The 22933-nt window shown below is 65.9% G+C and carries 14 protein-coding genes; 4 read left to right on the top strand and 10 right to left on the bottom strand.

The annotated features are described in order from the left end of the window. Positions 1–264: 264 nt before the first annotated feature. A complete protein-coding gene (locus LQV39_RS04675) occupies positions 265–1881 on the top strand; it encodes an NAD(P)/FAD-dependent oxidoreductase (protein ID WP_230020576.1) in 1617 nt (538 codons plus the stop codon). Positions 1882–1883: 2 nt separating this feature from the next. Continuing rightward, on the top strand, positions 1884–2756 hold the full coding sequence (locus LQV39_RS04670; protein ID WP_230020575.1) for an EamA family transporter: 873 nt from the start codon (positions 1884–1886) through the stop codon (positions 2754–2756). 60 nt (positions 2757–2816) lie between these two features. On the opposite strand, the gene LQV39_RS04665 is transcribed toward LQV39_RS04670, so the two are convergent. The 7 genes from LQV39_RS04665 to glnA all read right to left on the bottom strand — a co-directional run bounded on the left by LQV39_RS04665 (position 2817) and on the right by glnA (position 14828). Beyond that, positions 2817–5810: a TonB-dependent receptor gene (locus LQV39_RS04665; protein ID WP_230020574.1), complete on the bottom strand. Its 2994-nt coding sequence runs from the start codon at positions 5808–5810 to the stop codon at positions 2817–2819. 227 nt (positions 5811–6037) lie between these two features. Then, entirely contained in the window at positions 6038–8785 is a 2748-nt protein-coding gene (locus LQV39_RS04660; RefSeq protein ID WP_230020573.1) for a TonB-dependent receptor, read from the bottom strand. A gap of 245 nt (positions 8786–9030) precedes the next feature. Further along, positions 9031–9996, bottom strand: coding sequence for a magnesium/cobalt transporter CorA (gene corA, locus LQV39_RS04655; protein WP_230020572.1), 966 nt, complete (start codon positions 9994–9996; stop codon positions 9031–9033). A gap of 183 nt (positions 9997–10179) precedes the next feature. Then, positions 10180–11697: a nitrogen regulation protein NR(I) gene (gene ntrC, locus LQV39_RS04650; RefSeq protein ID WP_230020571.1), complete on the bottom strand. Its 1518-nt coding sequence runs from the start codon at positions 11695–11697 to the stop codon at positions 10180–10182. A 59-nt stretch (positions 11698–11756) separates the two neighbouring features. Next, entirely contained in the window at positions 11757–12827 is a 1071-nt protein-coding gene (gene glnL / locus LQV39_RS04645) for a nitrogen regulation protein NR(II) (protein WP_230020570.1), read from the bottom strand. Position 12828: 1 nt separating this feature from the next. Further along, the gene (locus tag LQV39_RS04640) at positions 12829–13281 is read right to left on the bottom strand and encodes a DUF4124 domain-containing protein (RefSeq protein ID WP_230020569.1); all 453 of its coding nucleotides are present in this window, start codon (positions 13279–13281) and stop codon (positions 12829–12831) included. 131 nt (positions 13282–13412) lie between these two features. After that, the gene (gene glnA / locus LQV39_RS04635) at positions 13413–14828 is read right to left on the bottom strand and encodes a type I glutamate--ammonia ligase (RefSeq protein ID WP_230020568.1); all 1416 of its coding nucleotides are present in this window, start codon (positions 14826–14828) and stop codon (positions 13413–13415) included. Between the two features lie 245 nt (positions 14829–15073). On the opposite strand from glnA, the gene LQV39_RS04630 reads away from it, so the two are divergent. Next, a complete protein-coding gene (locus tag LQV39_RS04630) occupies positions 15074–15532 on the top strand; it encodes a rhodanese-like domain-containing protein (RefSeq protein WP_230020567.1) in 459 nt (152 codons plus the stop codon). A gap of 64 nt (positions 15533–15596) precedes the next feature. After that, positions 15597–16688 carry a hypothetical protein gene (locus tag LQV39_RS04625; RefSeq protein WP_230020566.1) on the top strand — a complete coding sequence of 364 codons (1092 nt, stop codon included), beginning with the start codon at positions 15597–15599 and terminating at the stop codon, positions 16686–16688. On the opposite strand, the gene LQV39_RS04620 is transcribed toward LQV39_RS04625, so the two are convergent. The 3 genes from LQV39_RS04620 to LQV39_RS04610 form a co-directional block, all read right to left on the bottom strand. Further along, the gene (locus tag LQV39_RS04620) at positions 16675–18030 is read right to left on the bottom strand and encodes a TAXI family TRAP transporter solute-binding subunit (protein WP_230020565.1); all 1356 of its coding nucleotides are present in this window, start codon (positions 18028–18030) and stop codon (positions 16675–16677) included. The two genes, LQV39_RS04625 and LQV39_RS04620, sit on opposite strands and share 14 nt — an antisense overlap. Before the next feature lie 28 nt (positions 18031–18058). After that, complete coding sequence (locus LQV39_RS04615) at positions 18059–21541, bottom strand: transglycosylase domain-containing protein (RefSeq protein ID WP_374199402.1); 3483 nt, start codon at positions 21539–21541, stop codon at positions 18059–18061. 478 nt (positions 21542–22019) lie between these two features. Continuing rightward, entirely contained in the window at positions 22020–22820 is an 801-nt protein-coding gene (locus tag LQV39_RS04610; RefSeq protein WP_230020614.1) for a molybdopterin-binding protein, read from the bottom strand. Between the last annotated feature and the right edge of the window lie 113 nt (positions 22821–22933).

The following is a 22933-nucleotide window of genomic DNA, read 5'->3' as shown; positions in this document are numbered from 1 at the left end:
CATCCTGCTTATATCGGGAAATAATGCACAGTTATGGTGCAACGAAGATTTTTGTCATTAATTTGTCAAACGTTGGGTCTGTGCAACGTCAAACCCTATGCGGCGGACATAAGTTCCTCCCTCTGCGGCCGCCCCGGCGGACAATGCGGACAGGCTAAGTGTCCGGTGGGCGGACATTCCCGGCATGGCCGCCTTGCCGCCTGCCGCGCCGGGTTACAATAGAAGGTTGAACCGACCAAGCGTTTGCTAGCCACGCCCCCTACCATGCTGAGAATTGCCGAATTAAAACTTCCCCTCGACCATCCCGAACCCGCATTGCGCCAGGCGGTGCTGAGCCGCCTCGGCATCGCTGAAGATGAGCTGATCGACTTCACGGTGTTCAAGCGCAGCTACGACGCCCGCAAGCGCAGCGCCATCGTGCTGATCTATGCACTGGACGTGCAGGTGAAGAACGAGGCGGAGGTATTGAAGCGGCTGCAGCAGGACCGCCAGATCGGGCCGGCGCCCGATACCGGCTACAAATTCGTGACCGCTGCGCGCCCGGCGCCCGGCGCCCCGCGCCCGGTGGTGGTCGGCATGGGTCCGTGCGGCCTGTTCGTCGCCCTGATCCTGGCCCAGATGGGTTTCAATCCCATCGTGTTGGAGCGCGGCAAAGTCGTGCGCGAGCGTACCGTCGACACCTTCGGCTTCTGGCGCAAGCGCAAGCTGAACACCGAGTCGAACGTGCAGTTCGGCGAAGGCGGCGCCGGCACCTTCTCGGACGGCAAGCTGTACAGCCAGGTCAAGGATCCGAAGCACTACGGCCGCAAAGTGCTGTCCGAGTTCGTGAAATCGGGCGCGCCGGAAGAGATCATGTACGTCAGCAAGCCGCACATCGGTACCTTCCGCCTGGTCAAGATGGTCGAGCAGATGCGCGCCGAGATCCTGTCGCTGGGCGGCGAGATCCGTTTCGAGACCCGCCTGGAAGACGTGCTGGTCGAAGGCGAAGGCAACAGCCGCCAGGTGGTGGGCGTGCGCCTGGCCTCGGGCGAGGAAATCCCGACCAGGCACCTGGTGATGGCGATCGGCCACAGCGCGCGCGACACCTTCCAGATGCTGTACGACCGCGGTGTCTATATAGAAGCGAAGCCGTTCTCGATCGGTTTCCGGGTCGAGCACCCGCAATCGCTGATCGACGCCTGCCGCTTCGGCCCGAATGCCGGCAACGAGATCCTCGGCGCGGCCGACTACAAGATCGTGCACCACGCCTCCAACGGCCGCAGCGTGTACAGCTTCTGCATGTGCCCGGGCGGCACCGTGGTCGCCGCCTCGAGCGAAGAAGGCCGGGTGGTTACCAACGGCATGAGCCAGTATTCGCGCAACGAGCGCAACGCCAACAGCGCGATCGTGGTCGGCATCACGCCGCAGGACTATCCCGGCCACCCGCTGGCCGGCATCGCCTTCCAGAGGGAACTCGAATCGCGCGCCTTCGTCCTCGGCGGCAGCAACTACGACGCCCCGGGCCAGCTGATGGGTGACTTCGTGCGCGGTGTGGCCTCGACCGAATTCGGCGCGGTGATCCCGTCCTTCAAGCCGGCCGTGCACCTGACCGACCTCGCCCCTTCCCTGCCGGAATACGCGATCGTCGCCATGCGCGAAGCCTTCGTCGCCTTCGACAAGCAGATCAAGGGCTACTATAAAGAGGATGCGGTGCTGACCGGCGTCGAAACCCGCACCTCCTCGCCGATCCGCATCAAGCGCCACGACGACAACCTGCAAAGCCTGAACACCCGCGGCCTGTACCCGGCCGGCGAAGGCGCCGGCTATGCGGGCGGCATCATGTCGGCCGCGATCGACGGTATCCGCGTGGCGGAAGCGGTCGCGCTGTCCATGGTCGGCTGAACGTGACGAGCCAGGCCCAGGTCCAGGTCCAGCCGGGCGCCGCCCTGCCGGTGCTGGCGATCGCCGGCGCGATGGTGTCGACTTACGCCGGCGCGGCCTTCGCCAAGCAGTTGTTCCCGCTGGTCGGGGCCGAAGGCGTGGTCGCGCTGCGCGTCGGCCTGTCGGCCCTGCTGCTGGCGGCCTTCACCCGGCCCTGGCGCACCCTGCCCTCGCGCGCCGACCTGCCCTGGCTGCTGCTCTACGGCCTGGCGCTGGGCAGCATGAACCTGCTGATCTATCGCGCCTTCGCGCGCATCCCGATCGGCATCGCGGTATCGATCGAGGTCATGGGACCGCTGGCCGTGGTGCTGCTGTCCTCGCGCCGCGCGCGCGACTTCGTGTGGGTGGCCTGCGCGGCTTTTGGCCTGTGGCTGCTGCTGCCGCTCAAATCCGGGACCGGCGCGCTCGACCCGCTGGGTGTCGCCTGCGCCGCCGGCGCCGCCCTGTGCTGGGCGCTGTACATCGTGTTCGGCAAGCGCGCATCGACGGCGGCGGGTTCCGGCACCGTGGCCTGGGGCATGCTGGCGGCCAGCGTCTTCATCGTGCCGATCGGCGCCCGCTACGCCGGCGGCGCCCTGCTCTCGCCCGCCGTGCTGGCGGCCGGCCTGGCGGTGGCCATCCTGTCCTCGGCCGCGCCCTACACGCTGGAGATGATCGCCCTGCGCAAGCTGCCGCGGCGGGTGTTCGGCATCCTGGTCAGCGCCTCGCCGGCAGTGGCGGCCCTGGCCGGCTTCATGGTGCTGGGCGAACGTCTGTCAGGGGTGCAGTGGCTGGGGATCGCGCTGGTGATCCTGGCCTGCGGGGCGACCGCGGCGAGCGCCGGAAGCGCGGAATAAAAGCGCAGAATAAAAAAAACGCCGCCCGAGGGCGGCGTTCTCATTTCACACAGTACGCGATCAGAACTCGTAACGGGCCGTGAAGCGCACCGAACGCGGGGTCTGGAAGCCGGTCGGCTTCTGGTAGTTCGCGTTCAGGGTACCTTCGGAAACGGTGTCACGCGAATAGTCGCGCTGCTCGTTCCACTCCGTGACTTGCTGGCGGTTGAACACGTTGAACACGTCGGCCTGGAGCGTCAGCTTGCCGCGGGCGATCTTCGGGATGTAGGCCACCTGCAGGTCCAGCGAGTGGGTCCACGGCGTGCGGCCGGCGGTGCCGCGGTTGTGCAGTTCCGACTGGCCCTTGTCGTTCAGGCAGTAGAACGCCGATGCCGTGGTGTAGTTGGCGGCGTCGGACGCGTCCTTGGCCCAGTCCGGCACAAAGCCGATGCAGCTGGTCGGGCGGCCAGATGCCAGGATGCCATTGAAGCCGAGGCGCCATTCGTCGGTCAGGGCGTAATTACCGTACAGCTTGAACACATGGCGGCGGTCGTTCGACAGGTAGCCGTCGTTACCGTCGGTCAGCGCGGCGAAGTCGAAGTCCTGGGTAACGCCTGCGTCTTCCTGGTTGATCACCGAGTTGACGTAGCCTTCGCCGGTGCCCTTCAGCGCCGACAGGACGTAGGATGCGCTCAGGCCCCATTTGCCGTCCCATGGACGGTCGAGGGTGAACTCGAGCGCCTTGTAGGTGCGGGTGTACTTGCTCAGGCCCAGGTAGCTGTTCGGAACGGTGGCTTTCTGGAGGGTGCCGTCATTATTCAGATCCATCATCAGCGTGATGTCGTTGCCCGGGTTGAGCAGCATGCAGCCCGCCATCGTGCTGGAATCGAAGTTCGGGTGATTGTTGTCGGCTGCCCAGCGCTCGAACGCGAGGTGCGAGCAGTAGTCGTCCATGCCGTTGTTGAGCTTGCGGTAGGTCGCCTTCATTCCCACGGTCCAGCGCGATGCCAGCGCCTTCTGGAAGCCGAGGATGACTTCATCCTGCGACATCGGCTTGAGATTCATGTCCGAGATCGTCGCCGGATTCGCCAGGCTGCCGTCGCTGACGATCTGCGGCGTGCCGATGTCCTTGGCGGACAGACCGAGCGGGCCCTGAGTGCGCGGATCGCGGCCGGTGAAGGTAAAGAAGCGCTGCTCGTAGAGTTCGCCCTGGGTGGCGCGGATATTGGTATTCGACGCCACCGGGATGTAGTAGCGGCCGACGTTGGCGAAGGCCTTGAGCGAGGAGTCGCCCATCACGTCCCACGACACGCCCAGGCGCGGCGCGACCAGGTTGTCGGCCTTGACGAAGCTGACGCCGTCGCCATTGCGGTTGTCGAAGGATTCCGAACGCAGGCCCGCGTACAGCAGCACGTTCTTGACGATCTTCCAGTTGTCTTCGATGTAGTAGGCCTTGTTCTCGACTTCGAAAGCGCCGCCGGTCGAGGTCGTTTCGCGCCGGCGGACGTACTGGCCGCCCGGCGCCACCGCATTCGGCACGCCGTTCACGGTGCCGGTCGGGCTGATGAAATAGCGATAGTAGTAGCCGCCCGAGTAGCTCGAGCTGCCGGCCTGCACCGAAGTGAACTTCTGGTTGTCCATACCGCCGCGCAGCGTGTGGCTGCCCAGCACATAGTCGATGTCGAAACGGTAGGCTTTGCGCTTGTCCTCGTCATCCGGCGCGTTCAGCGCACGCACGGAAGGTCCAGGGAAAGGCTTGGCCCAGCAGCCGATTTCGCTCGCACCATCGGTTTCGAGGACGACCGGGCAATCGAGGCCTGCCTGGCGCGCGCCTTCGGTCCTCGTCAGCTTGTCGCTCACCTTGCCGGCCAGGGCCGACAAGGTCAGGCTGTCGGTCACGTAGGCGGTGTACTTACCGATCAGCACATTGCCGCCCGAGGTCTGGGTGCTGTAGGCCGGGCTGCCCTTGTGCCAGGTCAGGTTCTTGTCTTCCGGATGCACGGACAGATCCTGGGTCCAGTCGGTGATCTCCGTTTCCTGTCGATTGTCGATCGCCGTGAACTCGAGGCGATGCATGTCGCTCGGCGTGAAGTCGACCTTGATCATGCCGTTCGGCTTGCGCGAGCGGGTGCGGACGCTGCCGGCTTCCGAGAAGCTGTCGACGGTGTCGTGGCGGCCTTCTAGGATACCGAACACGAACAGCTTGTCCTGGATGATCGGGCCGCCGGCGAACACGTCGTAGGACAGGTCGCTCGACTTGCGCGGCGCGTTGAACACGGTGTAGTTGCCGGTCGGTTTGCCGTCCACCAGGTTCAGGTCGGCCACGTTCTTGCCGGTCGAACGCAGCGACTGCGGTTCGTAGAACATCGCGCCGCCCGCCTTCCAGGTATTGGTGCCGCGCTTGGTCGCGATACTGATCACGCCGCCGAGCGAGCGGCCGTATTCGGCGCCGTAGCCGCCGCTCTTCATCTGCTGCGCGCCGATGGCGTCGAAGGGCAGGTTCGCGTACGACAGGAAGTTACGGATGTTGGTGACGTCGAAGCCGTTGATGTAGTAACCGTTCTCGGCCACCGACGCGCCGCTGAAGGACGGCAGGTTGCCGGAGCCCAGATCGGGGTCGCCGCGCACGACGCCCGGCGCCAGCTGGGCGACCATGTTGATGTCGCGCGCCACCGGCAGCGCAGCCATCTGGTCGGCGGTAAACACCGTGCTCGACTCGACGCTGGCGACGTCGATGGTGGAACGTGCGCCGCGGACGACCACGCGTGCCGTGTCCTGGACCAGGTCGACGGTACTGCCGGAACCGATGGCGACGCTCACGTCGTGCCTGACGCCGGCCGATTCGACCGTATAGGCGCCCGGCGGCAGCTTGTTGGCGGTGTACTCGCCACGCGAATCGACCGTGACCTGGCGGCTCGAGCCGTTTTCGGTGCTGGTGATGGTGACCTTCTCGCCCGGTTTGCCACGGCCGTGGATCGAACCTTCGGAACTTTGCGCATAAGCGAATGACGCGATCAGCATGCCAATCGCCGCAGTGGCGGCACGGCGCTGGAAGCGCGCGGACTGCAATTTCATACTTCCCCCTGTCGATATCGATTTGTTGTGAGGTCGTCATTGCAATTTAGCAATTCGACGGCGTACACTGGAACATATGCATATTCGGGGTGTCAATATATATTTACATCAAACCAATTGTTTATTAGTAATTGTTGCAAATTGGCCATGACAGGGACGGGTGCGCAAAATAAAAAACCCGCCGCGTTTGTACGCAGCGGGTTTTGGCGTTTACGCGCTTACCGGTATCAGAACTGGTAGCTCGCGCTCACGTAGCCGGTCTGGCCGCGCGGGTCGTACCAGGTCGGATCGTAGCCCGTCTGGAAGTAGGAACCGCCGGTGATGACTTCGGTCGGCTTGCGGTTGAACAGGTTCTTGACGCCCGCGGTCAGGGTCAGGTTCTTGAAGCCGCTGTAGGTGCCCTGCAGGTCCCAGGTCGAGAAGGCGCCGACGTGCTGGGCGATCGGCTCTTCCGCATCCGCGCGGTAGGCATCCCAATAGCCCGACTGGAAGTTGTTGGTCAGCGAGGCGCCGAACTTCTTGTACTTCCAGTCCAGGGTCAGCTGATCCTTCCAGCGGAAGATGATGCCGCCGTTGGAGACCGCGCTCAGCACGTTGCCGTCCTTGTCGATGGTCGCGGCGACGCTGCGCTGCACCGTGCCGTCGGCCAGGGTCAGGTCATACTTCGAGGTGTAGGTACCGTTCAGGCGCAGGTTGAAGTTGCCGTAGGTCGGCGACTTCAGCAGGGCCCAGCGCACGTCCAGGTCCACGCCTTCGGTCTTCACGCTGCCGGCATTGATGTTGGTGCCGACGATGTTGGTGATGTTGCCTGCCGAATCGCGGGTCACCAGGCCGGTATAGGCCGGGTTGCCGGCGGCTGCCTGGCCCAGGGTGAACGACGGCGACAGCGTGGTTACCAGGTTGTTCACGTTGATCTTCCACCAGTCGACGGCGATCGACAGGCCCTTGACCGGATCGACCACCAGGCCCAGGGAGGACTGTTCCGACTTCTCCGGCTGCAGGTTCGGGTTGCCGCCGTAGGTCTGGTTGAACTGGCCGAACTGGCCGGTGACCGGGTCGGTCAGGTTGGCGCTGGTGCCAATGGTCTGCTGGTTCATCAGCTCAGGCAGCGAAGGCTCGCGGAAGCCCTTGCCGTAGGAGCCGCGCAGCAGCACCTGCGAAACCGGCTGCCAGCGCAGGCTGACCTTCGGGTTGGTGGCGCTGGCGTTCGGGTAGCGGTCGTGACGGACGGCCAGGTCGGCTTCCAGGTGCTTCACGATCGGCACGATGGCTTCGGCGAACACCGCCGACGAATTGCGCGAGGCCGACAGCGGCAGCTGGGCGCCGCCGTAGCCGGATACGTCGCCGCTCTGGTAGGCCGCGCTCGGGTTGACCGACAGGTTCTCGTCGCTCATCGAGGCGCCGACGGCGAACTTCACCATGCCGGCCGGCAGCTGGTACAGGTCGCCCGAGATGCGTGCGTTGATGGCGTCGTTGCGCAGCACCGCGTTCATGACCGGACCGACGTAGTTGGTGCCGTAGATCTGGCGCGCCAGATCGGCCGACTGGTACTGGGCCAGCGGGTTGAAGGCGTTGTTGTTGCTCAGCAGTTTGACCAGCGCGGTCTGGTTCTGGTAACCCTGGATCGCGCGCTCGGTGACGTCGCTCGAGTTGTGGGTGTAGGCGACGTCGTAGTCATAACCCTTGACGGTGCCGCGGAAGCCCAGCGCCAGGTGCGATGCGATCGCGGTGTCCCTGGCGATGCGGTCGCCGCCGTCGAAGGCGCGGTAGCTGACGGTCAGCGGCTGGCCGGCCACGCCGTTGGCGGCTGCCAGGGCGGTCGGGTAGTAAGGGCTGGTCGGGGAAACGACGATGGCCGGGTACAGGTTCTGGGTGGCGAAGGCCGGGTCGGTCGACAGGAAGGACGCGCTGTACGGCGAAGCCTGCGCGTGCTGGGTGGTCTCGTTGCGCGAGACGAAGCCTTCCATGAACAGCTCGGTGCTGTCGTTCAGCTTGAAGCGGAAGCTGCCGCCCACGTTGGCGCGCTTGGCTTCCGGCACCAGGTTGACGTAGGGCGAGCTGTCGAAGCGGCAGGTACCCAGGTTGGCGTCCCATGCGCTGCCGTTGGCGGCGCAGTTGGCTTGCGTCAGGCCGTTGCCGATGCCGGTGCCGATCGAGTTCAGCGCATTCGGGATCACGCCGCCGGCGTTGGCGGTGGTGACCGGGTCGAAGGTGCTGTAGTTGCCGCTCGGGGTCGCGCTCGAATCGCGGAAGCCGTTGTTGTTCCAGCCGTTCTTCGCGTAGTCGCGCTGGCGGCCGAAGATGGCCTTGTCCTTGCTGACGTCGGCCGACAGCGTGATGTTGTAGCGGTCCGCATCGAAATCGCCCCAGCCGGCCAGGATGCTGGCCTTGTTGGCCTGGCCGCCGCCGCCGCGGCTGACGCTGGTGTAGCCGTTCAGTTCCACGCCCTGGTAGTTCTGGCGGGTGATGAAGTTGATGACGCCGCCGATCGCATCGGAGCCGTACACGCCGGAGGCGCCGTCCTTCAGCACTTCCACGTGGTCGATCGAAGCCAGCGGGATCGAGTTGACGTCGACGGCGGTGCCGTCGGTGGCGTAGTTGCCGAGGCGGCGGCCGTTGACCAGCACCAGGGTCTTGCTCGAGCCCAGGCCGCGCAGGCTGGCGCTGGACAGGCCATAGGTCGACAGGCCCGCGCCTTCAGCCTGGTTGCTGGCGCCGGCCATGGCGTTCGCGGTCAGGGTGGTCAGCAGTTCGGCGGTGTTGGTGGCGCCGCTGCGCTTGATGTCCGCGGCGCTGACCATCTGCACCGGCAGTGCGCCTTCGATGTCGGCGCGCTTGATCGAGGAGCCGGTCACTTCGACGCGGGCAATCGGCTTGTCCGATTCCTGCGCCAGGGCCTGGCCCATCAGGCCGACGCCCACGGCGCCGGCGAACATGACGCGCACGGCGCGCGACAAGGTTTTTTCTTTGAACATGAATTTTCCCAAACGATAATGTTGTCGCTGGCTTGGGAAGATCGGGTCGCCCAAGTCGGCGGGCTGAATAATGATCGCCGGGTTGAGCATTGGTCAATATTTACACCGTGAAAATCTCGTTTACGCAACATAACATTTCGTAACAAATCATAATTTGCTGAACAAGCGACGGCGCGATCTATTTGCTGCAATGCAATATAAAAAAAGCACGCCAAAGCGTGCTTTGTCTATGAAGAGGACGCCGTCTACAGCCAGCCGGCCTTGCGGAATTTCCGATACAAATAGAAACACACTGCAAACATGGCGCCAATGGCCATCGGATAGCCCCACTTCCAGTCCAGCTCCGGCATGTACTTGAAGTTCATGCCCCACACCCCGGCGAAGGCAGTGAACACGGCGAAGATCGCGGCCCAGGCGGCCAGCTGCTTGTTCACTTCGCTCTCGTCGATCGAGACCATCGCCAGGTTCACCTGGATCGCGGTGGCGATGGTGTCGCGGATGGTATCGAGGCGGCCGCCGATGCGGATCAGGTGGTCGTGCACGTCGCGAAAATAGTCCTGCACCCCGGTCGCCATGGTCGGCGCGCGGCCGCCCAGCAGGCGCCCGACGGCGTCCATCAGCGGAATCACCGCGTGGCGCAGCTCTAGGCCCTTGCGCTTGAGCTGGTACAGGCGCTCGACGTTCTGGCGCTGGGCGCCGTGGGTGAAGATGCGGTCCTCGATGGTTTCCAGCTCGGATTCGAGCTTGTCGACGATGGGGAAATAGCGGTCGACCACGGCGTCCATCAGCGCGTACATCACGAAGGACGAGCCCATGCTGAGCAGGTGCGGCTCGCGCTCGGCGCGGGCGCGCACGCCCAGGAAACCCTTGGCGGCATCGCGCCGCACCGACAGCACGTAATTGGGGCCGGCAAAGATCGCGAGTTCGCCGGTGGCCAGCGCATCGCCTTCGAGATCGACGGTGTGCACGACGGTGAACAGGCAGTCGCCGTATTCCTCGATCTTCGGCCGCTGGTGGCCGCGCGCGGCATCCTCGACCGCCAGTTCGTGCAGGTTGAACTCTTCCTGCATCTGGCGCATCTCGGCATCGGTGGCATCGCGCAGCGCGACCCAGACGAAGCAGCCGGGACGTTCGAGATAGTCGCTGATGTCCTCGACGGGGATGTCGGAGAGTTTTTTACCTTCCTGGTAGGCGACGCAGTTGATTAGCATGGCGAAAGTCTACACTACCGCGTCATCCCCGCGCACGCGGGAATCCATGCTGAGCGTTGGGACTCGGAAAGTACGCTGAAACGCTGACCCGACTGACTTCGGCACTTCAGCATGGGTTCCCGCTTTCGCGGGAACGACGGGGTGTGGCGGGAACGACGGGGTGCGGCGGGAACGACGTGGCGCTTATTCGTCCTTTGCTCCGTCGATTCCCAATTCCGCAATCTTCCGCGTAATCGTATTCCGCCCTATCCCCAGCCTGATCGCCGCATCGTTCTTGCGCCCATGCGTATGCTTGAGCGCCGTGCGGATCAGGGCCGTTTCGAACTGCTTGCCCAGCACGTCCATCACCTCGACCTGGCCGTCCGACAGCATGCGCGCGGCCTGCAGTTCGAGCAGGCCGATCCAGCCGTCGGCGCCCGTCGGCACGGCCGCGCTCATAGCCGGCAGCGCGCCGGCGGCGTCGAGACCGCCCTGCAGCGGTCCGGCGGCCGGCGCCGGCATCGCCACCGGCGCGGTGACGGGCGGGGCGGCGAAGGCGAACGCGGGCTGGGCCTGGGTCAGCTCGCGCGGCAGGTCCTTGACCTCGACGGTCTGGCCCGGCGCCATTACGGTGATCCAGTTGCACAGGTTTTCCAGCTGGCGCACATTGCCCGGCAGGTCGAGGGCCGCAAGGCAGCGCTGCGCCTCCTCGCTCAGCCGCTTGGGCTCGACGCCCAACTGGCGTGCGCTCTGCACCAGGAAGTGGCGCACCAGGAGGGGGATGTCCTCGCGCCGCTCGCGCAAGGAAGGCAGGCGCAGCCGGATCACGTTCAGGCGGTGATACAGGTCTTCGCGGAACAGGCCGTCGCGCACGCGCTGTTCCAGGTTCTGGTGGGTGGCGGCGATCACGCGCACATTGGCCTTCACGGGCTGGTGCCCGCCCACGCGGTAGAAGTGGCCGTCGGACAGCACCCGCAGCAACCTCGTCTGCAAGTCGAACGGCATGTCGCCGATCTCGTCGAGGAAGAGCGTGCCGTTCTCGGCCTGCTCGAAGCGGCCGCGCCGCATCGCCTGGGCGCCGGTGAAGGCGCCGCGCTCGTGGCCGAACAGTTCGGATTCCAGCAGGTCCTTCGGGATCGCCGCCGTGTTCAGCGCGATGAAAGGCTGCGCGGCGCGCGGGCTGTGCTTGTGCAGGGCGCGCGCCACCAACTCCTTGCCGGTGCCGCTCTCCCCCGTGATCAGGACCGTCACATTGGATTGCGACAGGCGGCCGATGGCGCGGAAGACTTCCTGCATGGCCGGCGCCTGGCCCAGGATCTCGGGCGCTTCAAGGGGGGCGGTCTCGACGCTGGCCTCGCGCAGGCTCTCTTCCAGCGCGCGCCGGATCAGCGCCACCGCCTTGTCGATGTCGAAGGGCTTGGCCAGGTATTCGAAGGCGCCGCCCTGGAAGGAGGCGACGGCCGAATCGAGGTCGGAGAAGGCGGTGATGACGATGACCGGCAGGCCGGGATGCTTTTCCTTGACGGCCGCCAGCAGGTCCAGGCCGGACTCGCCCGGCATGCGGATGTCCGAGACCAGCACCTGCGGGCTGTCGTTCTCGAAGGCGGCCAGCGCCTCGCGTCCGCTGGCGAAGCTCCGGGTTGCCAGGTTCTCGCGCGCCAGGGCCTTTTCCAGCACCCAGCGGATCGATGCATCGTCGTCGACAATCCAGATTGGTTTCATTAGTTCAGTGCTTCCCGCGATGGTTCAATGTTTGGACCGCGGCCGCACCGTCCCGGCGCTTATGGCAGCGGGATCAGGATGCGGAAATCCGTCAGTCCAGGCCGGCTTTCGCACTCGATCAGCCCCAGGTGCTGCTGCACGAAGGTCTGCGCCAGCGTCAGCCCGAGTCCGCTGCCGCCCTCCCGTCCGGAGACGAGCGGATAGAAGATGCGGTCGCGGATATCGGGGGCGATGCCCGGTCCATTGTCGATGATATGCAAGTCTAATGCCAGCCCGTAACGCACCTTGGCCAGGGTGACCTGGCGCGCCACCCGGGTGCGCAGGACGATCTCGGCTTCGCCCGCGGCAATGCGCGCGCGCAGGGCCTGGGCGGCATTGTGGACGATGTTCAGCACGGCCTGGATCAGCTGTTCCTTGTCGCCGCGGAATTCGGGAATCGAGGCGTCGTAGTCGCGTTTGATGCGCAAGCCGGACGGGAATTCGGCCAGCACCAGGCTGCGCACGCGCTCGCAGACTTCGTGGATGTTGACGTCGCCGACAATGTGCGGGCGGCGGTGCGGCGCCAGCAGGCGGTCGACCAGGGTCTGCAGGCGGTCGGCTTCCTTGATGATCACCTGGGTGTACTCGCGCAGGGACGCATCCGGCAGCTCGAGCTCCAGCAGCTGCGCCGCGCCGCGGATGCCGCCCAGCGGGTTCTTGATTTCGTGCGCCAGGTTGCGGACCAGCTCCTTGTTGGCCTGGCTCTGGTCGAGGATGCGCTCCTCGCGATCCAGCTTCAACTGCTGCACGTTCTCGCGCAGCTCGACTACCACCTCGTCCTCGCCGGCCGCGCTGACCATGACGTGCACGTGCAGCGGCTCGCGGCCCGGGCGCTGCAGGGTCAGGTCCTGGCGCAGGTCGGCATAGCGGTGCGCCAGCGCCTGCGCGCACAGGGCGCCCAGCTCCTCGCCGTTGGCGAACAGGCCGGCCAGCTTCTGGCGCGACAGCGACTTGACCGACACCTCGAGCAGGTGCTCGGCGGCCGGATTCGCATAGCGCACCAGGCCGGCGGCATCGGCCACCAGCACGCTGGCGGCCAGCAGGTCCAGGCCGGCAAAGCGCTCGCGGGGCAGGCTCTCGGTTGGGATCATGTCAGCGGATATTCGCGATCTCGCGCTTGAGCGCTTCGACGTTCTTCTCGGCGCGGCCGATGTCCTCGCGGCTGCCGGCGTCGCGCCGCAGGTCGGCCAGCTTCTTCTCTTCGGCGCGCAGTTCCTCGTCGAGGATGGCGCGGCGGTCGTCGTCGCGGGCGCGCTGGGCGGCGCCGTCCACGCGCGGGAAACTGGCGGGGCTGGGCACCGGGCTGGCGGCCGGACGCGCCCCGCCCTGGCGCATGCTGACGGCAGGCCGGCGGCTGGAGGCAGGCGGCGCCGAGATGGCGCCGGAATTGCCCGCATCGATCATCTTGCAGTTGCCCGCGTTCGTATCGGTGTAGAGCACGCGGCCTTCCTTGTCCACGCAGCGGTAGACGGCCTGGGCGGAAGCCGGCGCGGCCAGCGCGACAGCCACGGACATGGCGGCCAGGTGCAAAGCGGTGCTTGTCATTCGCATCAGCTTGGTCGGCACGATGTGCCTGGTTGGGGAATCCAAGGAATATACCCCATCCGAATTCGAAAAAAGAAAAACGCGGGGCAGCCGGCTGGCTTTCCCCGCGTTTTGTTACCGCACGGCTACACTTACGACGAATAGTACATGTCGAATTCGGCCGGGTGCGGGGTCATGCGCAGACGCTGCACTTCACCCATCTTCAGCTCGATGTAGGCGTCGATCATGCTGTCGCTGAACACGCCGCCGCGGGTCAGGAAGTCGCGGTCCTTGTTCAGGGCTTCCAGCGCTTCTTCCAGCGATGCGCACACCGTCGGAATCAGTTTGTCTTCTTCCGGCGGCAGGTGGTACAGGTCCTTGGTCGCGGCTTCGCCCGGGTGGATCTTGTTCTGGATGCCGTCCAGGCCGGCCATCAGCAGCGCGGCAAAGCACAGGTAGACGTTGGCCAGCGGATCCGGGAAGCGGGTCTCGATGCGGCGGCCTTTCGGGTTCGCCACGTGCGGGATGCGGATCGATGCCGAACGGTTCTTGGCCGAGTAGGCCAGCTTGACCGGGGCTTCGTAGCCCGGCACCAGGCGCTTGTACGAGTTGGTGCCCGGGTTGGTGATCGCGTTCAGGGCCTTGGCGTGCTTGATGATGCCGCCGATGTAGTACAGGGCGGTTTCCGACAGGCCGGCATAGCCGTCGCCGGCGAACAGGTTCTTGCCATCCTTCCAGATCGACTGGTGCACGTGCATGCCCGAGCCGTTGTCGCCGTTCATCGGCTTCGGCATGAAGGTCGCGGTCTTGCCGTAGCTGTGGGCGACATTCCAGATCACGTACTTCATGTTCTGGGTCCAGTCGGCGCGCTCGACCAGGGTCGAGAACTTGGTGCCGATTTCGTTCTGGCCGGCGCCGGCCACTTCATGGTGGTGCACTTCGACCGGGATGCCCAGGGCTTCGAGGATCAGGCACATTTCCGAACGCATGTCCTGGAAGCTGTCGACCGGCGGGACCGGGAAGTAGCCGCCCTTGACGGTCGGACGGTGGCCGCTGTTGCCGCCTTCGAATTCCTTGTCGGTCGACCAGGAAGCTTCTTCCGAGCTGATCTTGACCATCGAGCCGGACATGTCGATTTTCCAGTGGACCGAGTCGAAGATGAAGAATTCCGGCTCCGGGCCGAAGAAGGCGGTGTCGCCGATGCCCGAGGATTTCAGGTAGGCTTCGGCGCGCTTGGCGATCGAGCGCGGGTCGCGGTCATAGCCCTTGCCGTCCGACGGTTCGATCACGTCGCACTGCATGAACATGGTGGTCTCTTCCATGAACGGGTCGATGTTCGCGGTGTTCGGGTCCGGGATCAGCAGCATGTCGGATGCTTCGATGCCTTTCCAGCCGGCGATCGAGGAGCCGTCGAAGGCGTGGCCGGATTCGAACTTGTCTTCGTCAAAGTGCGAGATAGGAACGGTCACGTGCTGCTCTTTGCCGCGGGTATCGGCGAAACGCAAATCGACGAACTTGACTTCGTTATCCTTCAGCAACTGCATCACATCTGCGGCGGTCCTTGCCATTCGAATTCTCCTGAGTGAAAAAAATGCACACTTCACTTAAAGCAGAAACTGTGCCAGCACTTGACTATGAGCAAATAAACAATCTGTCCTTGGAGTGCTTGCCTTCTGCCCCTTAAAATCGGTCACACGGTGCGGTGCACAAGTTTGATGCATGCCTGGCGCGAGCTCAGCCATACGCACCAGCTTGGTGCAAGTGCGGCAGTATGCACCAACTTGAGGCGGGTTGCACTATTTAGGAGAACAGCATGACCACCACCGACGAAATCCTGAACAAGGCCCGCGAGCGCGCCCCCGGCCAGCCCTATGCCGGCGCCGTCACGCCGCAGGAAGCCTATGCCCTGCTCCAGTCCGACCCGCGCGTGAAGCTGGTCGACGTGCGCACGAATGCGGAGCGCGACTGGATCGGCCGCCCCGCCATTCCCGAGGCCCAGCACGGTGCGGTGCAGTGGACCCTGTATCCGGGCGGTGCGCCGAACCCGGACTTTGCGACCCAGTTGCAGCAAACCGCGGACAAGGAAGACGTGCTGCTGTTCCTGTGCCGCTCCGGCGTGCGCTCGCGCCATGCCGCGCGCGTGGCAACCGAGCTCGGCTACGCGGATGCCTTCGACATCCTGGAAGGTTTCGAAGGCGACCGCGACGCCGAAGGCCACCGCAAGACGGTGGGCGGCTGGTGCAAGGCCGGCCTGCCCTGGACGGGGGCCTGAGCGCCTGGTGCGGCCCTTCAGCGGGCGTGCTAGCATGCCGAAAACACAATAATCGGAGGCCGCCATGTCGACAAAAATAGCACGATCGTTCGCAGCGGGTTTGCTGGCAACGCTGCTGGCGGCCCTGTGCGCTGCCTGCGGCGGCGGTGGCGGCAGCGCGGGCACGACCGGCCCCGGCGCAGCCAGCCCGTCCCCGCGCGTGGCCACCCTGGCGCTGGTGGCCGGCAGCGCCATGGAAGCCGGCAACATCGACGCCAGCGGCGCCGCGGCGCGCTTCGGCCATCCGGCCGGGATCGCGGCGGACAGCGCCGGCAACCTTTACCTGGCCGACCGCGACAACTGCAGCATCCGCAAGATCGCCGCCTCGGGCGCCGTCAGCACCATCGCCGGCTCGCCCCTGCGCTGCCAGAGCATCGATGGTGCTGCCGGGGTCGCGGGCTTCGGCTTCCTGACCGCCATCGCCGCCTCGTCCGACGGCAGGCTGTACGCCACCGATGGCTTGTCCGTGCGTGAAATCGACCCGGCGGGCAATGTGCGCACCATCGCCACGCTGGACACCGCCACCGTCGTCGGCGTCAGCGACATTCCTTATTTCTACGGCAGCGGCATTGCGGTGGACGGCTTCGCCAATGTGGTCGTGGCCAACGCGGTCGGCATCCGCAAGATCTCGGCCACCGGCGCCATCACCATGCTGGACGGCGTGGCGAGGCTGGACAATATCGCCACCGTGCTGGGCAGCCACGCCTTCCAGCAGCGCGGCCTGGCCGCCGCGAAGGACGGCACGGTCTACGCGGGCGAATTCGCCAGCACGGTCAGCCGCGTCGAGCCGTCCGGCACGAAGATCGCGCTGGCCGGCCTGTCGGGCGGCGCCGGCTACGCCGACGGCCTCGCGGGCGCGGCCCGCTTCGACCACGTCATCGCGCTGACGCTCGACGCCGGCGGCAACCTGTATGCCGTCGACGCCGGGAACAACCTGATACGGAAAATCACGCCGGACCGGGTGGTATCGACGGTGGCCGGCACGATAGGCGCGGCGGCGCTGCAGCTGGGGAACGGGCCCGGCGCCCTGCCCGCGCTGGGCGGGCTGACGGGCGACGGCAAGGGAACGCTGTACGCGATTTCCGGCAATGCGATCGTGAAGATCACCCTGCCGTAGGATTTTTCAGGGTGCCGCGCACGCGCTGGCGCACGAAGTTGATATGGCTGCGCAAGCCGTACAGCGCGTCGGCATAGGACAGCGGGATCGAGATGTGGTTCACGCGCGTCTCGATGTCGTCGAGACGGCGCAGCAGCTCGGCGCGCACCTCGTCGCAGTTGGCCGGATCGGCATTCTCCAGCGCCTGCTCGACCGCGCGCAGCTGGCCGTACCAGCGGTAGACGCGCGAGCGGATACGCCACACGTACAGCGGCGGCACGATCTTCGACAGCGGAATCACCAGCGCCGCCAGCGCCACCACCACGACCCACAGGCGGTCGAACAGATTGGCCAGCCAGAACGACAGGTAGCGCTGCAGGAAAGGCGGGCCGTCGCGGTAGTACTTGGCGGCTTCGCGCGAGACCGGGATCTCGGTGTACTTCGGCGACGGGAACTGGCCCTGCTGCGAGAACCAGCCGGCGCCGCCGTGGATCTCGGTGGCGGACTTCACGAACTCGTCGACCAGGGCCGGATGCAGGCCTTCGCGCGCGACCAGGGTGGCGGTCGGCGCGATCAAATGGAAATCCTGGGCCGGGATGTCGCGCCCGAGGTCGACGATCCCGCGCGGCAGGACGACGTGGGTCAGGAAAGGCAGGCGCCGCGTATAGGCTTCGGCCTGGCGGAAGTCGAACAGGCGGATGCCCGGGGTCTGCAGCAGCATCTGGATCAGCGGCGCTTCGGGCGCGGAGCTGAACACCAGGCCGTCGATATGGCCGGCCAGCAGCTCGACCGTGGCCGGCGTGTTCTCCAGCGAGGAAATGGTCAATTGGCTCGGCTCGACGCCGTTGACCGCCAGCACCTGCCGGAACAGTTTGGGAACGCCCGTGCCTTCCGGGCCGAGGTTGATGCGCAAACCTTTTAATTGGGTCAGGCTGTGGATGTCGAGCTTGCGGCGCTTGTCGCCTTCGCGCAGGAACAGCCACACCGGCTCGGTGAACAGGCTGCCCAGCGACATCAGCTCGCCGCGCTCGGCCTGGGCTTCGCTGGTCGAGCCGCTCTGGACAAAGGCGATGTCGGCCTTGCCGGCCAGGAGGCGCTGCAGGTTGTCTTCGGAGCCGAGGGAGCGCTGCAGCTCGACCTTGATGCCGTCGCGCGCCAGCAGGGCCGCGTACTTGCGGCCGAATTCCTCGTAGGCGCTGTTTTCCTGGCCGGTGGCCAGGATGACGTGGCGCGGCGGGGCCGGGTCGACCACCACATAGGCCACCACGCAGGCGGCCAGCACCAGCAGGATGGTGGGCAGCGACGCGACCAGCAGGTCGCGCAGCGACACCAGGCTGAACTTGCCGAGCTTGGGCCGCTTCACGCGGCCCTCGTGCAGTCAGGCGTGCCGCTCAATGCAGCACTTCCTCCACCGCGGCCGGCTTCGAGCGTACCGGCTTTGGCTTCGGCTCATCCGAAGGCTCGGCGCGGGGCTTGACCGGCTTCACGGGCTTCGCGCGGAGTGCGTCGACCGCTTTCGGATGGCTGCCCTCGGCCGCCGCTTTGGCGCGGGCAGCGTCGGTGGCGGGTTTCGGATGCGGCGTGTCGGCGGATTTCACGGCGGCCGGCTTGTGGTGCGGTGCTTCGTCGCCGGCCGCTTTGGCGTGCGCCGGTGCTGCCGGCGTCACCGGCCTGGCGGCTGCCGGCTTGGCCGGCGGCGCCTCCACCTCTTCCGCCCCGGTGTCGTCCGGCGCCGGCTTCACGGTGGCGACGTCGTCGTTGACCGGGCCGGCGGCAGCCGCGGCGGCGGCGGCTTTCTCGGCCGGCGTCACCACGTGCAGGCCCGGCACGATGACGGTGTCCTGCTTCTCGATCATCGGCATCAGGCTCGGCGCCAGCGTCACCAGCAGCTGCACCGGCAGCGCGCTGGTGAAGTCGTAGTGGGCCGAGTCCGGACCGTGCACATAGGCGGTCATGCTGCCGAAGAAGCGTTCGCCGATGTTGAACACAAACGTGGCCGAGCGGTTCACGTAGCGCGACTCGATCAGGCGGTGGCCGGCGCCGTAGACGTCGAAGCGCTGGTCGCCGGTGCCGGTCTTGCCGCCCATCGCGATCACGCTGCCATCCTGCTTGTAGAAGGCCTGCTTGACGCGCTTGGCGGTGCCTTCCATCGCGACGCCGTGGATGGCGTTCGCCACCGCGCGCGCCACCTGCGGGTTCAGCACCTGCTCGCCCTTGCCTTCCTGGCTGCGCTTGACCAGGGTTTCGTACGGCGTGTCCTTGGCAAAGTGCAGCGAGTCGATGCGCTGGGTCGGCTTGCGCACGCCGCCGTTGATGATGATGCCCATCAGCTCGGCCAGCGCGATCGGACGGTCGGCCGAGGCGCCCAGCGTGGTCGCATACGAGGGCACCAGCGAATCGAAGGGATAGCCCATCTTCTTCCACTGCGCGTGGATCTTCAGGAAGGCTTCGACCTCGATCAGGCCGGCGATGCGCTTGTCCTGGGCGTGCTTGCGGTGGGTCTTGAACAGCCAGGAATAGACTTCCTGGCGCTCCTTCACCGAAGCATTGGTCACCTCGTCCCAGCCCGCTTTCGGGTGGGTGCGCAGGTAGCCGGCCAGCCACAGCTCGAGCGGGTGCACCGAGGCCACGTAGCCGCGGTCGGCCAGCGACATGTTCGCCGTCGAGTACTGGTCGTACATCCTGGCGATGCGCTCCTCGTCCACTTCGCGGTCGTCCGGCAGGTGGGTATGAATGAACTTGCTGAACTCGGCCAGCGAGGCATCCGGCATGATGGTGCGGTGGACCGCCGCCAGCTTCGACGCGGCCGGGCGCACGCCCTGCATTAGCGCGGCCTCGACTTCGGGCCACTCCATGCCGCGGTACTTGTTCCAGAAGCGCGCCAGGAAATCCTTGCCTTCGCGGTCGGCGAAGCGCGACAGGTATTCGGCGCGGCGCGGATCGTCGGCGTCGGCCAGCAGCTGGGCCGAGGAACCCGGCAGCTGGAACATGTAGTAGCGCACCACGTCGCGCATCAGGCGCACGAACACCAGGTTGGTCGAGTTCTGCAGCGCCTGCTGGACGGTGAGGATGCGGCTGTCATCCAGCTTGCTGAAGTTGCCGAAGGTGTGCAGGCCGCCGCCGGTGAAGAAGGCTTCGCCCGGGTTGCCCGAATACTTGCGCTCCATGGCCGCGGCCAGCATCGGCTGCAGTCCGCGGTCGGCGCCGGCCGGCAGGGTCATGAAGTACTCGACGCCCCACTGGCTCAGGCGGTCCTTCGGATCGACCTTGACCGCCGCCAGTTCGGCTTTGCTCATCGGCTCGTAGCGCTGGTGCAGCTGGTCGACGATGTCCATGTAGGTGACCAGGGTGCGCAGCTTGGCGGTCGAGCCCAGGTCCAGCTTCGCGCCTTCGTTGATGTCCAGCGGCTGGTCGTAGTTGTCGGTCTGGACGCGCAGGTAGTTGACCTTGTCGCCGCGCTCCATCAGCGTGAAGCTGTACACGACCTTGGACGGGTCGCCGTTGCCGAGCATGCCCTTGCCGGTCAGGCCGGCGGCTGCCGCCGCTTCGTTGTCGGTCAGGCGGCGCAGCGCCGCGGTGACGGCCTTCTGCGCTTCCGAATTCAGGGTCGTCACCACCGACAGGTCGAGGCGGTCGAGGTTGTACAGGCGCGAATCGCCCAGCAGGTTGGCCAGGTGGTTGCGCACCGCGTTGGCGGCCTTGCGGGTGACGAAGGTGTTGGCCGGTGGCGGCGCCACGCCGGAGCCGAGCGCCGGATGCAGGGTCGTGCCGATCGCCGCGTCGCGCAGCTGCGGCGAGATCACGCCGGCCTGCGCCAGCACGCGCAGGTGGCTGTTGGTCAGCAGTTCGAGGTCCTTCTCGCCGGCGCCCAGGTAATAGGCGGGGCGGCGCTGCGCGATCATCAGCGACAGCGCTTCCTTGTAGACGAGTGCGAAGTCGGGCGTGATGGTCTTGCTGGACAGGATGCGGTTGACTTCCGCGAAATCGCGGCCGTACCAGACCCACATGCCGTCGCCGATGCCGTTCACTTCGCCGTAGCCCAGCTTGGCCGACAGCGGCACGGTGTTCAGGTATTCGAGCACGATGCGGCGCCGGGTGGCGCTGGTATCCTCGCCGTCCTGGTAGGAGCGCAGCATGGCCGACGCCATCTGGCGCAGCTTGTCGCCCAGCGAGGCGGTGCGGCCTTCCGGCGAATGGCGGTACTTCTCGATCTGGGTCGCCAGCGTGGAGCCGCCGGCCACGCGGCCGCCGCCGCCCAGGCCCACCGCATGCAGGGACTTGTCGAATACCGCTTTCGAGAAGCGGTCCCACTCGACTGCCGGGTTGCGCTTCGGGTAGGTGGTGTCGAGCAGTTCGCGGTTCTCGATAAACAGCAGGCTTTGCACCATCAGCGAAGGCGCGGCGTCGAACTGCTCGTACAGGCGCTCCGGGAAGCGCGCCGAGAACAGCGGCACGCCGCTGTAGTCGAGGATGTCGAGGCCGGCGCGGGTCTTCTCGTGATAGGTTGCGAACAGGCCTTTGTCCGCCAGTTCCACCATCTTCGGCGACATGCGCGCCTGCGCTTCGACCACGTAGTCGCGCGTCTTCAGCTTGGCCAGGTAGTTCGGCAGGTTCGAGTAGCCGAGGCGTTCGTCGTAGGGGCTGGCGGCCGGGAAGCGGATCGCGTCGCTCGGGCCTTTCTCGACCCGGTAGCTGATCTTCTTTGCCAGGCCGGCGAAGAACTTGGCCTGCATGCTTGACGTGCGGCTTTCGTAGACCGCGAACGCGGATCCGGCGGCCACCGCGATCAGCAGCAGCACCAGGAAGGCGCGTTTGACCATGCGCCAGCGGCGCCTGGGTTTCGCAGGCGGCGCGGATGGCGGCTCGGCGCCCATGCCGGCGCCGGCGTCGGTATCGAGGTCGACCTCATGGGCCGGCGGTACGGCCGAGGTGTCGAGCACGGGTTCGAGGCGCGACGGCGTGTCGCGCAAGGGGATGTCCTGCACAGCGGCCATGGCCGGCACGCCGGCGATTGCCGCCTGGCCCGGCAATACGAGCTTGCGGATTCGGCGCAGCATGCGGGCGGGGATGTTACGTTCCATATGGTTCAACCGGTTCTAATGTCCTGCATTTCCCGTCAACCGGCGCGCCCATTACTGCAAGGTCGGAGCGAGTGATCCAGTTTGTCGAGAAGTTCACAATTCAGGCGCGACCTCACTCCAGATCGCACTGCCTACAGACATCATTCCACCACATCAATGTGACACACAGGAACCGCTCACGCAGATTTTTGACTTCACCCGACTATTTTCGCAAAAAAACAACGGCTCAGTTTGCGGGACCGTACCAGCGTTGCAACGGCCAGGCGAAATGCTAGTTCTGCACTTGATATTCGGCGGCCATGCGTGTCAGTTCCACGCACATCTCGTCGAAGGCGGCATCGACCTGGAGCGGGTCGCCTTTCACGCCCAACTCGATATGACGGCGGGTCCTGCTATCACCAACGCTGGGCAGGCTGAACACGTTGACACCCGGGTGCGCAGCCTCCAGGCGTTCCATCAACGGCGTCAGCACGGCTTCCGCCTGCCCGTACACCAGCAGCGCGCGCTCGGCGCGGGCCTCGCGGTGGAACAGCTCGCGGTAATGGGTGTCGAGCACCCAGGCGATCATCGGCCAGGCCATGACCGGAAAGCCGGGCACGAAGTGATGGCGGGCGACGGTAAAGCCGGGGACGCGGTTGTAGGGATTGGGGATCAGCGTGGCGCCCTGCGGGAATTCGGCCAGCTTGAGGCGCTGCAGGTTCTCGGGCGCGTCGAGGTCCGCCTCGGCGCCGCGCATTTTTCCTTCCTGGCGTGCGGACTCGCGGATGCGCTCCTGGACCAGCAGCTTGCCCTCCGGGTGCAGTGCGAGCGGCACGCCGAGGGCCGCCGCCGCGCACTGGCGCGTGTGGTCGTCCGGGGTCGCGCCGATGCCGCCGCAGGAGAACACGATGTCCGGCCCGGCGAAGGAACGTTCGAGCAGCGCGGTGATGCGCGACCGGTCGTCGCCGACGATCTCCGCCCAGGCCAGCTGCAGCCCGCGCTCGGCCAGCAGCTCGATCACCTTGGGGAGGTGCTTGTCGCTGCGTTTGCCGGACAGGATTTCGTCGCCGATGATGATCAGGCCGAATGCCATCGCCTGCTGCTCCAGGTTGTTCGGATGGCTACAGTGTGCCATGAACGGCGAAACGGTCGCGCGCCGCTGCGCAACGCTACATTTGCCGACAAGCCGCCGACAATCTCCCGACA

Source organism: Massilia sp. Bi118 (assembly GCF_918697865.1).
Classification (GTDB): domain Bacteria; phylum Pseudomonadota; class Gammaproteobacteria; order Burkholderiales; family Burkholderiaceae_D; genus Telluria.
The sequence above is the reverse complement of the archived record's forward strand: the minus strand, read 5'-3'. Positions and strand labels throughout refer to the sequence as shown.